The 13,550-nt window shown below is 67.7% G+C and carries 13 protein-coding genes; 8 read left to right on the top strand and 5 right to left on the bottom strand.

Going from position 1 to position 13,550, the window contains the following annotated elements:
- Positions 1-26: 26 nt before the first annotated feature.
- Positions 27-953 carry a DUF808 domain-containing protein gene (locus tag B9Y82_RS17220; protein WP_100474273.1) on the top strand — a complete coding sequence of 309 codons (927 nt, stop codon included), beginning with the start codon at positions 27-29 and terminating at the stop codon, positions 951-953.
- Between the two features lie 22 nt (positions 954-975).
- On the opposite strand, the gene B9Y82_RS17215 is transcribed toward B9Y82_RS17220, so the two are convergent.
- Positions 976-2,514 (bottom strand): GGDEF domain-containing protein, encoded by a 1,539-nt coding sequence (locus tag B9Y82_RS17215; RefSeq protein ID WP_100474270.1) that lies wholly within the window; start codon positions 2,512-2,514, stop codon positions 976-978.
- Positions 2,515-2,619: 105 nt separating this feature from the next.
- Between B9Y82_RS17215 and B9Y82_RS17210 the strand changes: the two genes are divergently transcribed.
- The 3 genes from B9Y82_RS17210 (at position 2,620) to B9Y82_RS17200 (ending at position 4,562) form a co-directional block, all read left to right on the top strand.
- Positions 2,620-3,255 carry an NAD-dependent dehydratase gene (locus tag B9Y82_RS17210; protein ID WP_100475269.1) on the top strand — a complete coding sequence of 212 codons (636 nt, stop codon included), beginning with the start codon at positions 2,620-2,622 and terminating at the stop codon, positions 3,253-3,255.
- On the top strand, positions 3,255-3,962 hold the full coding sequence (locus tag B9Y82_RS17205) for a helix-turn-helix transcriptional regulator (protein ID WP_100474268.1): 708 nt from the start codon (positions 3,255-3,257) through the stop codon (positions 3,960-3,962). The genes B9Y82_RS17210 and B9Y82_RS17205 overlap by 1 nt, the downstream gene beginning before the upstream one ends.
- Positions 3,963-4,175: 213 nt before the next feature.
- Positions 4,176-4,562: a VOC family protein gene (locus tag B9Y82_RS17200; RefSeq protein ID WP_100474265.1), complete on the top strand. Its 387-nt coding sequence runs from the start codon at positions 4,176-4,178 to the stop codon at positions 4,560-4,562.
- Positions 4,563-4,673: 111 nt separating this feature from the next.
- Here the strand turns inward: B9Y82_RS17200 and B9Y82_RS17195 are convergent, their stop codons facing one another.
- The 4 genes from B9Y82_RS17195 to pdhA are packed head-to-tail and all read right to left on the bottom strand — an operon-like array spanning position 4,674 to position 8,562.
- Positions 4,674-6,068 (bottom strand): dihydrolipoamide acetyltransferase family protein, encoded by a 1,395-nt coding sequence (locus tag B9Y82_RS17195; protein ID WP_100474262.1) that lies wholly within the window; start codon positions 6,066-6,068, stop codon positions 4,674-4,676.
- Positions 6,065-6,418, bottom strand: a complete 354-nt coding sequence (locus B9Y82_RS17190; protein ID WP_005411349.1) for an SH3 domain-containing protein — start codon at positions 6,416-6,418, stop codon at positions 6,065-6,067. The genes B9Y82_RS17195 and B9Y82_RS17190 overlap by 4 nt, the downstream gene beginning before the upstream one ends.
- Position 6,419: 1 nt before the next feature.
- Positions 6,420-7,487: an alpha-ketoacid dehydrogenase subunit beta gene (locus tag B9Y82_RS17185; RefSeq protein ID WP_006474353.1), complete on the bottom strand. Its 1,068-nt coding sequence runs from the start codon at positions 7,485-7,487 to the stop codon at positions 6,420-6,422.
- On the bottom strand, positions 7,480-8,562 hold the full coding sequence (gene pdhA, locus B9Y82_RS17180; RefSeq protein ID WP_100474259.1) for a pyruvate dehydrogenase (acetyl-transferring) E1 component subunit alpha: 1,083 nt from the start codon (positions 8,560-8,562) through the stop codon (positions 7,480-7,482). Before pdhA ends, B9Y82_RS17185 begins: the two co-directional genes overlap by 8 nt.
- A gap of 335 nt (positions 8,563-8,897) precedes the next feature.
- On the opposite strand from pdhA, the gene B9Y82_RS17175 reads away from it, so the two are divergent.
- From B9Y82_RS17175 to B9Y82_RS17160, 4 genes are all read left to right on the top strand, one after another.
- Positions 8,898-9,773: a tryptophan 2,3-dioxygenase gene (locus tag B9Y82_RS17175; RefSeq protein WP_100474256.1), complete on the top strand. Its 876-nt coding sequence runs from the start codon at positions 8,898-8,900 to the stop codon at positions 9,771-9,773.
- A 181-nt stretch (positions 9,774-9,954) separates the two neighbouring features.
- Positions 9,955-11,454, top strand: coding sequence for a peptide MFS transporter (locus B9Y82_RS17170; RefSeq protein ID WP_014038761.1), 1,500 nt, complete (start codon positions 9,955-9,957; stop codon positions 11,452-11,454).
- A 16-nt stretch (positions 11,455-11,470) separates the two neighbouring features.
- Positions 11,471-12,076: a thioredoxin family protein gene (locus B9Y82_RS17165; RefSeq protein ID WP_100474253.1), complete on the top strand. Its 606-nt coding sequence runs from the start codon at positions 11,471-11,473 to the stop codon at positions 12,074-12,076.
- A 258-nt stretch (positions 12,077-12,334) separates the two neighbouring features.
- Positions 12,335-13,474, top strand: coding sequence for a hypothetical protein (locus B9Y82_RS17160; RefSeq protein WP_100474250.1), 1,140 nt, complete (start codon positions 12,335-12,337; stop codon positions 13,472-13,474).
- Positions 13,475-13,550: the final 76 nt, after the last annotated feature.

The raw sequence follows: 13,550 nt of genomic DNA, 5'->3' as shown, positions 1-13,550 counted from the left end.
CCGCTCATTCCCTCTCTGGACTTCCCATGGCCGGTGCCAGCCTGTTTGCCCTGCTCGACGATATCGCCTCCCTGCTCGACGACGTCTCGGTGCTGACCAAGGTCGCGGCGAAGAAAACCGCCGGCGTGTTGGGCGACGACCTGGCGCTGAACGCGCAGCAGGTCACCGGGGTCAATGCCAACCGCGAGCTGCCGGTGGTATGGGCGGTGGCCAAGGGCTCGCTGGTGAACAAGGTGATCCTGGTGCCGGCCGCCCTGGCGATCAGCGCCTTGGAGGCGTGGCTGCACAGCCGCGGCTGGAATGTGCCGCTGATCGTGCCATTGATGATGATCGGTGGCGCCTTCCTGTGCTTTGAAGGCGTGGAGAAGCTGGCGCATCGCTTCCTGCACTCGGCCGAGGATGACGCCGAGCATCAGGCCGAGCGGCGCAAGGCGCTGGCTGATGCCGAGGTGGATATGGTGGCGTGGGAAAAGGACAAGGTGAAGGGCGCGATCCGCACCGACTTCATCCTCTCGGCCGAGATCATCGTGCTGACCCTGGGCGTGGTCGCCACCGCGCCGTTTACCAACCAGGTGGTCACGCTGGCCGTGGTTGCACTGGCGATGACGGTCTTCGTCTATGGGCTGGTTGCGGGCATCGTGAAGCTTGATGACGCCGGCCTGTATCTGTCGCGCAAGGGGGGGGCTGTGGCCGCCTTTGGCCGCGGCCTGGTGGCCTCGGCGCCGTGGCTGATGAAGTTCCTGTCGGTGGCCGGCACCATCGCCATGTTCCTGGTCGGCGGCGGCATCCTTGTGCACAACGTGCCGGCGCTGCACCACGCGGTGCAGGCGCTGGGCGGCGATGGCCAATGGGGCTGGCTGGTCAATGCGGTGGGCAACATGGTGGTCGGCATCATCGCCGGTGCCATCGTGTTGGCGGCAGTGACCGGTTTCCAGAAGCTGCGCGGGAAGTAATCCCGTAGACCCCATTCCGCGATCAACCCGCCTGCACCCGGTTCTTGCCCTGCCGCTTGGCCGCATACAGCGCGTCATCCGCGCGGCGCAGCAGGGTCTCGGTATCGTCGCCGGGCTGCCATTGCGCCAGCCCGGCACTGAAATGCACGGGCACGCGGCGGTCCTGCACGGTCAGCACCCGGTGCGCCAGCGAGCGCTGCAGGCGCTGCACGGTGGCCATGCTGTCGGCACCCTGGGTCTCTGGCAGCACCAGCACGAACTCGTCGCCACCCAGCCGCGCGATGCCATCGGTGGCGCGCAGCAGCAGCTTGCACACAGCCACCAGGTGCTGCAGCAGTGCATCGCCACCGGCATGGCCATGTGCATCGTTGGTCTGGTGGAAATCATCCAGATCGATCACCGCCACGCCCAACGGTGAGTTGTTGCGAGCGGCGCGCGCCAGTTCGCGTTGCAGCAGTTCGTCCAGGCCACGGCGGTTCAGTGCCTGGGTCAGCGGATCGATGCGTGCCAGGTCACCGGCGGCGCGCAGTTCCTGCTCCAGCTCGGCAATGCGCTGTTCGGCGCGTTCCACTTCCTGGCGTGCGTTGGCCAGGTGATCGCGCGCCTGCGCGGCCTGCTGCTGCACCTTGCCGGTGTCGCGCATCACGTCCTGCAGCAGCTGGTTGAGGTCGGCGATGCTGCGTGCCTCGCGCAGCTGCAACGCGTAGCTGCCGATGCGGTCGTGGTATTCGCCGGTGCTGGTGGCCATGCCATCCATGCGCTCGATGAACTCGCCCATCAACCCGCGCATCGCCGCCTTCGAATCGTCGATGCCCTGGCGCAGCAGGCCCTGCTTGTAGATCACTTCGCGCAACTCGGCGCGGGTGCGCTCGACCGCTTCAGCTTCCAGCGGCCCGTCCAGCAGATGGCGCACTGCGGCAATCTGGCCCTGTAGCCAGCTGCGGTCGTCCAGCAGCTCGCTGACGTTCTCCAGCAGCAGTGCGAACAGCTCCAGCAGCAGCGCTTGCTGCTCCTGCCAGCTCTCGGCGCGCACGCCGACCTGGTGGCCGAGTTCGCGCACGCCCTGTTCGATCGGTTCCAGTGCAGTGCCCGGTTGCCACTGGCGCAGCTGCATGGCAAGCGTCTGCGCCTGCTCGCGCAGGTCCGGGTCGTGCTGCAGCAGGGCCACCACCGCGCCACCCAACAGCAGGCGCAGCTGCTCGGACAGGCGCAGGCTTTCCGGCTGCCCGTCCGGTGAATGCTGCTCGATGGTGCGGATGTACTTGTCGATCAGCTGCCGCATCGCGCGCCCGTAGCGCGGCCAATCGGCGCTGGCCTGTGCCGACTGCAGGCGGTCGCCCATGTCGCCCAGTTCGCCGGGCAGGGTGGCCATGCCGTTGGCGAACGCCGCCAGCAGCGGCTCCGGCGCGTCGGCACCGGCGAACAGCTGCTGCAGGGCCACGCCGCCACCCCCCTGCAGCACCACGCGGTCACCCAGTCCATCGTCCACCACCGCGCGCACGCGTGCCGGCGGCGCAAGGGCGGTACCGGGGGCAGGGCGGTGGTCGGGCTGGTCCGTCATGGAGCGAATCCTGGGGCTGGCAGGGACTGATTCCAGCATATCGGCGCGGCCGCCGACGGCTTGAACGGCTAGGATGGGCGACAGGATGCCGCAGTGGAGGTGGTGATGCGCGTGATGTTGCTGGGGGCAACCGGCCTGGTCGGCGGGCTGACCCTGCGCAGGCTGCTGGATGACCCGCGCTGTAGCGCCGTGGTCGCTCCCACCCGCCGCCCGCTGGGCGTGACCCACGGGAAGCTGGAGAACGCGGTGCTGGCCTTCGATGCGCTGCCCGCCGCGCCTGGGTGGGCGCGCGTGGATGCGGTCATCTGCGCGCTGGGCAGCACCATCGCCCAGGCCGGCAGCCGCGAGGCTTTCCATCGCATCGACCATGATTACCCGTTGGCGTTCGCCCGCCTGGCACAGGCACAGGGTGCGCAGATCTATGCGCTGAATTCCGCGGCCGGTGCCAACCCGCAGTCGTCCATCTTCTACAGCCGGGTGAAGGGCGAGCTGGAGCGTGACCTGCGTGCGCTGGGCTTCGCTTCGCTGACGCTGGTACGCCCGGGGTTAATCGGTGGCGAGCGCAACGAGGTGCGTCGCGGCGAGCGCCTGGCACTGACGGTGTTGGGTGCACTGGGGCCGGTGTTGCCACGGGCGTGGCGGATCAATCCGGCCAGCGAGATCGCCAAGACACTGGTCGAGGCCGCGCTCGCTCCGCAACCGGGCGAGCACGTGGTGGCATCCAGCGAACTGGTCGGTTGATGTCGCGTGCGCTGCGCCTGACCCAGCTGCTGCAGCTGCTGCGCCGCCATCGGCGGCCGGTCGCGGGGCAGATGCTGGCCGAAGCGCTGGGCATCAGCCTGCGAACGCTGTACCGCGATATCGAGACGCTACGCGAGCAGGGCGCCGACCTGCGCGGCGAGGCCGGGGTCGGCTACCAGCTGGCGCCTAGCGATACCTTGCCTCCCATGACCCTGCCACCGGCCGAGATCGACGCACTGGTGTTGGGCCTGCGCTGGGTCGCGGCACGCACAGAGCCGGCGCTGGCCGAGGCCGCACGCGATGCCTTGGCGCGCATCGCGCATGTATTGCCTGCCGCGCGTCGCGAAGCGCTGCGTGACAGCGGCCTGCGTGTGGGTCCTTCACGTGCGACGGCGAAGGTGCCGCACGCACGCCTGCAGGCTGTGCGCGAAGCGATGAGCGCGCAACAACGACTGCAGTTCGGCTACCAGGATGCGCAGGGCCAGCGCAGCGAGCGCATCGTCTGGCCGTTCGCACTGGGCTACTTCGATGAAGTGCCGATGCTGGCGGCGTGGTGCGAAGGCCGCGAGGACTTCCGTCATTTCCGCCTGGACCGCATCCGCCAGGTGCGCGTGCTGGAGGATCGCTACCTCGTGCCGCGCGCCACCCTGCTGCGGCGCTGGCAGAAGGCGCAGGGCATCGCGCCGGACTGGTTGGACCGTTCGTAGCGTCGAGCCTGCACGACTGCTTCCGCGCTTCACTTCCTGCTTCTGGTAGGGGTCGAGCTTGCTCGGCCGCCTTTGATCTTCGCGAACAGCAGTCGAGCAAGCTCGACATCTACCAGAGCAAGGGCAACGGCAGTCGAGCACGCTCGACGCTACTGACAGAATCTGTCAGCAGGGCCGTACCACCATGAAGCCTCCCAACAATGGAGCTTCCCCATGTTCACCCCCAGCACCCTGCTGCAGTACGTGCGCGACGTCGCCGCCAGTGCCGCCTTCTACAGCGGCATCCTCGGCAAGCCACCGGTCGAGCAGTCGCCCGGTTTTGCCCTGTTCCTGCTCGGCGATGGTGCCGCACTGGGCCTGTGGCAGCGCGACGACGTGCAGCCGCCGGTATCCGCGCAGGCCGGTGCTGCCGAACTGGCGATGGTGGTCGCCAACCCGGAGGCCGTGCAGCAGATGCACGATGCGTGGCACGCACTCGGCGTGCAGATCCTGCAGGCACCGGTGACCTTGGAGTTCGGCCATACCTTCGTCGGCGCCGATCCGGATGGCCACCGCCTGCGTGTGTACAGTCGCGCCGAAGGCATGGTCGCGCGCGATTGATCGCCCGCATTGTGTAGATCCACGTGATGCGTGGATGCGAGAAAAAGAACGCCGGGCATTGCCCGGCGTCCTGTCCAAGTCATGTGCCAACCAAGGTTGGCACCCACCTGATCAGCTGGCCAGCGCCAGGTCGTCCATCATCGCGCGCAGGAAGCGGGCCGCTTCGCCACCGGTAGCCGCGCGGTGGTCGAAGGTGACCGACAGCGGGATCACCTTGTGCGCTTCCACGCCGCCCATCACCGGGGTCATCTGGTGGCGGGCACGGCCGGCACCGACGATGGCCACGCACGGCGGCACCACGACCGGGGTCGCGTAACGGCCGGCGAACATGCCGAAGTTGGACAGCGAGATGGTGTAGCCGCTCAGTTCCGAGGCGGCGATCGAACGCGATTCCACCTGCTCGCGCAGGCGGTTGACGCCTTCGCGGATGCCGCGTGCATCGAGCATGTCGGCGTTGCGCAGGGCCGGCACGAACAGGCCGTCGTCGGTGTCCACGGCGATGCCGATGTCCACCTGCGCGTGCAGGGTACGGGTCAGCGCTTCACCGTCAAACCAAGCGTTCATCGCCGGCACCTTCTGCGCGGCGACCACGATCGAACGCACCAGGCGCGCGGTGACGTCGTTGCCCGGCAGCCAGGCATGGATGTCGGCGTCGTCATTCAGCGTGGTCGGCACGACCTTGCTGTGTGCGTCGGCCATCACGCGGGCCATATTGCGGCGCACGCCCTTCAGCGGTTCCGGCTGGCCCTTGGCGACCACGCCCGGCGGCTGGGTACGCATCGGCTTGCCGGCGGCCGACAGCGGGGTGCGCGCTTCGCTCTGCACCGGGGCAGACACCTGCGCCGGGGCCGGCGCGGCATAGGCGGCAGCAGCGGCCGGAGCCGGAGCCGGAGCGGCACCGAGCTTGGCGGTGCCGTTGGCGGCGGCCTGCTTGACGTCGGCCATGGTGACCGCGCCATCGGTGCCAGTGGCAGGCACGCGGCTCAGGTCCACGCCCAGCTTGCGGGCCATCGCGCGCACGGCCGGCACGGCCTTGACGCCACCGACGGCCAGCGCCTGTTCGGCATGCACGGTGTTGGAGCTCTGCATCGCGCCGACCACGGTACCGGCGTCATCACGCTCGGCGGCGGCGGGCTTGGCAGCTTCAGCGGCCACCGGTGCGGCAGCAGCGGGAAGCGGCGGCGGCGTCGGTGCAGCGGCAGGTGCGGCGTGGCCATGGCTGTGGCCGGTGTCCTGGCCATCGGCGCGCTGCGGCAGGTTCGGGTCCAGTTCGAAGCTGGCCAGCACCGAACCGGTCGGGATGATGTCGCCGGCAGCGCCGGACAGCTTCAGCACCTTGCCGGAGAACGGCGAGGGCACTTCCACCACGGCCTTGGCGGTCTCCATCGAGACCAGCGGCTCGTCCAGCTTGATCACATCGCCTTCCTTGACGAACCACTCGACGATGGTCGCGTCCGGCAGGCCTTCGCCCAGGTCGGGCAGGTTGAAGTTCTTGGTCTGGCTCATTTGCAGTTCTCTTCCAGCAGTTCCAGTTCGCGGGCCGGCAGCCAACCCGTCGCGCCATTGGCGCGCTCGGACCACCACCACCCACCGTGTTCGTGATGAAGCTTCACCATCTCGCCGCTTTCCACATCCAGCTCGCGGGCGTCGTAGTCGCACAGCGCTTCGGCGCGACCCTCGTCCAGCAGCTGCAACCACGCAATGGGCGCCCATCCAGCGCGCCCATCGTTGGTGCGTACCCAGGCAAACGCCGGCCATTCCTCGTCACGGACACCTACTTCGACGATCTGGCCGGTGTGGAACCGGAGCGGGTTGGGATACTGGCTGCGGTAAGCCCCCAGAAGGCGGGCCCGCATGTCAGCCGGCCGCCACCGCGCGCTTGGCCGCAGCCACGATCCGCTCGACGCTCGGCAGGTACTTCATTTCCAGGCGGAACAGCGGAATGTGGGTGTCGTAGCCAGTGACGCGCTCGACCGGGGCCAGCAGGTCGTAGATCGATTCCTCGGCCAGGCGCGCGGCGATTTCGGCGCCGAAGCCCGCGGTCTTCGGGGCCTCCTGCACGATCACGCAGCGGCCGGTCTTGGCCACCGATTCGGCGATGGTGGCGAAGTCCAGCGGACGCAGCGTGGCCACGTCGATGACTTCGGCGCTGATGCCTTCGCCGGCCAGCTTGTCGGCCGCTTCCAGCGCTTCCTTCACCTGCGCGCCCCAGGTCACCAGGGTCACGTCGGTGCCGTCGCGCAGCACGAAGCAGACGTCCAGCGGCAGGGCTTCGCCGTCGTTGACGACCACTTCCTTGTACTGGCGGTAGATGCGCTTGGGCTCCATGTAGATGACCGGATCCGGTTCGCGGATCGCGGCCAGCAGCAGGCCGTAGGCGCGCTGCGGCGACGACGGCAGTACCACGCGCAGGCCCGGCACGTTGGTGAAGATCGCCTCGTTGGCTTCGCTGTGGTGTTCCGGCGCGCGGATGCCACCACCCCACGGCACGCGCAGCACCATCGGGCAGTGCAGGCGGCCACGCGTGCGGTAACGCAGGCGTGCGGCGTGGCAGACGATATGGTCGACCATCGGGTACATGAAACCGTCGAACTGGGCTTCGGCCACCGGCTTCATGCCCTGTGCCGCCAGGCCGATGGTCAGGCCGGCGATGGTGGTTTCATCCAGCGGGGTGTCGAGGATGCGCTCGGAGCCGAAGCGCTGCTGCAGGCCGGCGGTGGCGCGGAACACGCCGCCGTTGACGCCCACGTCCTCGCCCAGCACCAGCACCGACGGGTCGTGCTCCAGCTCCCAGGCCAGTGCCTGGGTGATGGCTTCGATCAGGGTGATGGGGGTGGTGGTCATGCTCTGTTCTCCGCGCGCGACGGCAGCGCTGTCGGCGGCGTTGGTGTGCGCGCCGGGCGCGCCGTTCTTGATCTCATCCATGGCGCTGCTCCAGGGCGATCGCCTGGGCACGCTGGGCCAGCAGGTCCGGCGGCGGATCGGCGTACAGGAAGTCGAACATCGCCTCGACCGGCTGCACCGGCGTGTTGAGGTAAAGGTTCACTTCCTCGTCCACGCGCGTGCCGCACTCGGCGGTCCAGGCGGCTTCTTCTTCCTCGCTCCACACGCCGGCGTTGATCAGGTACTTGCGCAGGCGCAGCATCGGCTCGCGCTGCCACGCATCCTTCACTTCGGCGTCGTCGCGGTAGCGGCGCGCGTCATCGGCGGTGGTGTGGTCGGACAGGCGGTAGGTCATCAGTTCCAGCACGGTGCCGCCATCGCCGGCCAGCGCACGTTCGCGCGCCTGCTCCATTGCCGCCAGTACTGCGATCAGGTCGTTGCCGTCCACCTGCAGGCAGTGCAGGCCACCAGCCAGGCCCTTCTGCGCCAGCGTTTCGGCACCGGTCTGGGCCGAACGCGGGACCGAGATGGCCCAGCCGTTGTTGACGATGCACAGGATCAGCGGCAGCTTGTAGGCGCCGGCCGAATTCAGTGCCGCGTAGAAGTCGGTCTTCGAGCTGCCGCCGTCGCCGCACACGGCCACCGCGATCTGCGGTTCCTTGTTGAGCTTGAACTTCAGCGCCGCGCCTGCGGCATGCAGGCACTGGGTGGAAATCGGCACGCAGAACGGGAAGTCCTTGGCCGCGTTGCCGCCGTAGTCATTGCCGCGCTCGTCGCCGCCCCAGTACATCAACACGTCGTGCGGGCGCACGCCACGCATGAACATCGCGCCATACTCGCGGTACGAGGGCGCGAACACGTCGTCCTTCTGCATCGCAGCGCCGATACCCACGTGCGCGGCTTCATGCCCCAGGCAGGCGGCGTAGGTGCCGAGCTTGCCGGTGCGCTGCAGCGCGATGGATTTGCTGTCGAACGTACGTACGAACAGCATCTGCTTGAACAGCGGCACCAGGACCTTGGGGTCGCGCAGCGACGCCGGCAGGTCATCGCGGACGAGCTTGCCGTCCGCGTCCAGGTACTGCAGGTATTCGATCTTGAATTCAGCGGCAACCGTCATTGCGTACTGCACCTTCGACAGAGAAGTTACAAATGATATGAATCGCCATGTTAAGGAACGCGTACGGAATAGCCTTCCTGCGCCGCAACACGGCGATTCCCCGTTTTACCCCTGCCGGCGGGTGGGGGGCCAGTAACAACAACGTATTCAGTCGTTGCTGCAAAGCATCAGAATACGCCTCTGGCTGACCGCCAGTACAACGGCGCGGACGGTTCCACGCGCAGGCCCGGCATCGGCCGATGCTCCACGGCCAACCGCACGCCCCGGTATGGACCCGGCGGCTGCCAGCGCGGCGGCAACGCGCTACCCTTGCCGCCCCCGATCTGGTCCCGCCCATGTCCGTCGACAACAACCAACGCGATCTCGAAGCCGGCATCCACACCGACCTGCAGGGACGCCTGACCTACGGCGGCTACCTGCGTCTGGACCAGCTGCTCAGCGCGCAGCAGCCGCTGTCCAGCCCGCCGCACCACGACGAGATGCTCTTCATCATCCAGCACCAGACCTCGGAGCTGTGGTTGAAGCTGCTCGGCCACGAACTGCGCGCGGCGATCGGCTTCCTGCAGCGCGATGAAGTCTGGCAGTGCCGCAAGGTGCTGGCGCGCAGCAAGCAGGTGCTGCGCCAGCTCACCGAGCAGTGGTCGGTGCTGGAAACGCTGACCCCGTCCGAATACATGGGTTTCCGCGACGTGCTGGGCCCGTCTTCGGGCTTCCAGTCGCTGCAGTACCGCTACATCGAGTTCCTGCTGGGCAACAAGAATGCGCAGATGCTGCAGGTGTTCGAGCACGACCCGGCCGGGCAGGCGCAGCTGCGCACCGTGCTGGAAGCGCCCAGCCTGTACGAGGAATTCCTGAAGTACCTGGCCCGCTTCGGCCATGCCGTGCCGGCGGTGTACGAATCCCACGACTGGACCCAGCCGCATGTGGCCGACGACGCACTGCAGCCGGTCTTCGAGCGCATCTACCAGGACACCGACCGCTACTGGCGCGAGTACGCGCTGTGCGAGGACCTGGTGGACCTGGAGACCGCCTTCCAGCTGTGGCGATTCCGACACATGCGCACGGTGATGCGCGTGATCGGCTTCAAGCGCGGCACCGGCGGCTCATCCGGCGTGGGCTTCCTGGCCAAGGCGTTGGAGCTGACCTTCTTCCCCGAACTGTTCCAGGTACGCACCAGCCTGCAGGCGGCGCCCCCGGCAGAACTGGGCTGACCCCCATTCAGCTTGGACCCCGGCCATTGGCTGGATCGTTTCAGATGCAAGTTCAGCGAGCAGGCCGTGACCTGCCTCAAACGGCGTGTATTTGACGTGAACGCCAGAAGTCGGTGATCCTCGCGCGTTGCTCCAACTGCACAGCGGACGTGCTCGTCATCCACCGAACCAGGAAATCCGCATGAGCGTAAACGCCACTGCGAACACCCCAGAGCCGGCGCTGCCGGACTTCAAGACCACGCTGGGCCACCCGCGCCCGTTGTGGATGCTGTTCATGACCGAGTTCTGGGAGCGCTTTGCGTTCTACGGCATCCGCTGGGCCTTGGTGCTGTACATCGTCGCCCAGTTCTACAACGGCAGCGCTGCCGGTGAGGGCGACGCCAGCCGCATCTACGGCGCCTACCTGGCCCTGGTGTACGCCGCGGCGATCTTCGGTGGCTACGTGGCCGACCGGGTACTGGGTTACCAGCGCTCGATCCTGACCGGCGCGATCATCATGGCCGCCGGCCTGTTCATGATCTCGCTGCCGCAGGAGCACATCTTCAAGCTCGGCCTGGCCACGATCATCGTCGGCAACGGCCTGTTCAAGCCCAACATCTCGACCATGGTCGGCAAGCTGTACGGGCTGAAGGATGAGCGCCGCGACTCGGGCTTCACCATCTTCTACATGGGCATCAACATCGGCGCGATGATCGCCCCGGTGCTGACCGAGTACCTGGCCCGCAAGGTGTTCGGTACCGATGCGATGCCGTCCTACAAGGTCGTGTTCATCGCTTCGGGCGTGGGCATGCTGATCTCGCTGGTGTGGTTCTACATCGGTCGCGCCGGCCTGAAGGGCATCGGTGCACCGCCGGCCGGCGCTGAAGGTTTCGGCCGCATCATCATGGTGCTGGCCGGTGCCGTGGTTGCCATCCCGGTCGCGTACTTCCTGCTGGCGACCGGCGCCACCGCACTGGCCTGGATCCTGGGTGCGATGTTCACCGCGCTGGCCATCCTGCTGCTGGTCGAGGGCATCCGCGAGGGCAAGGTGCAGCGCGACCGCGTGATCGCCATGCTGATCATCTTCGCCTTCAACGTGATGTTCTGGATGTTCTTCGAACAGGCCGGCAGCTCGTTCACCTTCCTGGCCGAGAACATCGTCAACCGCCAGTTCGGTGACTGGACGTTCCCGACCGCGTGGTTCCAGTCGGTCAACTCGGTGGCCATCATCACCCTGGCGCCGATCATCGCCTGGATCTGGGTGGCCATGGGCCGCGCCAATCCGTCCATCCCGCGCAAGTTCGGCCTGGGCCTGCTGTTCAACGGCGCCGCCTTCGCGCTGCTGATGTTCGCCCTGTCGCAGATGGTCGTGGACGGCAAGATCCCGTTCTGGACCCTGTTCATGGTCTACGTCATCCAGTCCGTGGGTGAGCTGTGCCTGTCGCCGATCGGCCTGTCGATGGTGACCAAGCTGGCCCCGGTGCGCCTGGTCGGCTTCGGCATGGGTGGCTGGTTCCTGTCCACCGGCATCGGCAACAACCTGTCGGGCATCTTCGCTGGCGTGGTCAGTGGTGAAGGCGGCATGACGGTCGAGTCGGCCCTGAAGGGGTATACCTTTGGGTTCTGGGCCCTGATCGGCTCCGGCGTGGTGCTGTTCCTGGTCGCCCCGCTGATCAACAAGCTGATGCACGGCGTCAAATGATGAGAGGGCAGTAGGCATGCGCAGCAAGCTCGGTAGTGCAGTGGTGGTGGTCTGTGCGGCGCTGATCGGCGCCTGTTCCCAACCGCAACCGCCTGCCGCCGCCGAGCCCACGCAGCCTCTGGATACCCGACCCACCGAGCCACCGGTCGCTGACCCCAGCGAACCGGTGGCCTCGGGCAACACCCCGGTGGCGGCGGACATCGCCGCCATCGCCGGGCTCGGTGCGCAGTTCGACCCGGCCCGCGACCCCGCCGACGATCTGGCCACCGCCAAGGTGGAAGCCCAGCGCGGCAAGAAGCGCATCCTGCTGGAGGTCGGCAACGCCGCCTGTGATCGCTGCCGGGCGCTGGACGACGTGGTGGAAGGCAACGGCGACCTGCGCCGCTTCCGTGATGCCCACTACGTGTGGGTGAAGGTCAACGCCAGCGACGAACAGCCCAACGCCGCCTTCTTCGCCCAATACCCGGTGATGGAACGCGACTACCCGTACCTGCTGGTGCTCGACGCAGATGGTGGCCTGCTGGTGTCGCAGGCCACCGGCGAGCTGCGCAAGGGCGAAGCTTTCCAGCCCGCGCGCGTGACCGCGTTCCTCAAGCAGTGGGCACCTGACAAGCCGGAATAGGATAGTGCCGGCTGCTGGCCGGCAATCCAGGTAGGTGCCGACCGTTGGTCAGCATGCCTTGGTGGGGGCCGACCGTTGGCCGGCATGCCTTGGTGGGTGCCGACCGTTGGTCGGCACTGAGGTGCATCCACGCCCTGCGCGGCTCTACTGCGCGCACCGTCACACTCTCTGAACCGGCGTCTCAACTTCACCGTGAGCACGCCGTTACCGGCAAGGACCTCAGTCGACGCCCCGTCGACGCAACCTACCGGAACGCCCATGCACAGCGACCACGCCGAACGATTGCCCGAACCTGCCAGCGACCTGGCCGAGGCTGGGGCAGGCGAGGGCGTGACCCTGCCGCCGCAGGAGGCGCTGCTGGATGACGCCGGTACCGGCGAGGCCACCGTCGAACTGGCACCGCCACGCCACCGCCTGCCGCAGATCGCGCTGCCCGACAACGTGGTGCTGAAGGGCGCGGTGCAGAAGCTGGTCGAGCAGAAATCGAGGCTCGATACGCTGGCGGCCGAAGGCCAGCTGGCGGGGTTGCTGCCGCCGGAATGGCAGGGTCACGGCGCGCGCGCGATCGAACTGTCCACCTTCATCCAGGGCGTGCTGCCGTTCCTGCAGACCGGCGAGCGTGGCGAAACCGCGCCTGCCCGTCTGCCGGTGCGCCACGTACTGGGGGACGACAGCCGCTGGGGGCTGGACGATGTGTCCGAACCGAAGTCATTGGCCTGGTACCTGGCCAGTGACGAGCGCGCCACCGCCGGCAGCAAGGACGTGGCTGAGGCGTACCTGGTGGGGTCACTGGGGCTGGCGTGGATGCAGGAAGGGCGCAGCCGCCCGGGCTTCCTGCGCGTGATGGGCCAGGACAGCCTGGCCGCGCGGGTGACCATGCTGGGCTACCCGCCGGCCAACGAGCTGGCGCTGTACAGCGTCACCGCGCAAGGCCAACCGCAGATCTGGTGCGTGCACGGCCGCCGTCGCATGCGCCCGCTGGTGGCGCCGTGGCTGAGCGTGCCGCTGCTGACCGCCTACGGCGTGCCGGCACCGGTCGCGTGGCCGTCCAGCTTCCCGCCGGTGGAGGCGGTTGCGGAGCTGCTGGCAACCGCACGCCTGGGACGCGCGCTGCCGGAAGTGGACCTGGGCAAGGCGGTGGCGAAGATCGCCGAGGACGCCGCATCCGATGCCTGGCAACCGGTCAGCCTGTTGCAGCTCAACACCTGGTCACCGCGCTGGCACTTCTTCCTCGGCACCTTCGTCGGCCTGCCGTCGCTGCTGCTGGTGGCTGCAGCACTGGCGCTGCCGGGGGCCGTCGAAGCGGCCACGGTCGCGGCGTCACTCGGCTTCGCTGGCGGTGCCATCGCCGCGCTGGCAGTGCCGTGGATCCATGCACGCCGCAAGCACCTGAGCTGAAAAAAGGGGACGGAGGGAATTAAGTCGCATCAGGCACATGTGTGCAGATTGCGACTTAATTCCCTCCGTCCCCTTT

This window comes from Stenotrophomonas maltophilia (assembly GCF_002799155.1).
Classification (GTDB): Bacteria; Pseudomonadota; Gammaproteobacteria; order Xanthomonadales; family Xanthomonadaceae; genus Stenotrophomonas; species Stenotrophomonas maltophilia_R.
The sequence above is the reverse complement of the archived record's forward strand: the minus strand, read 5'-3'. Positions and strand labels throughout refer to the sequence as shown.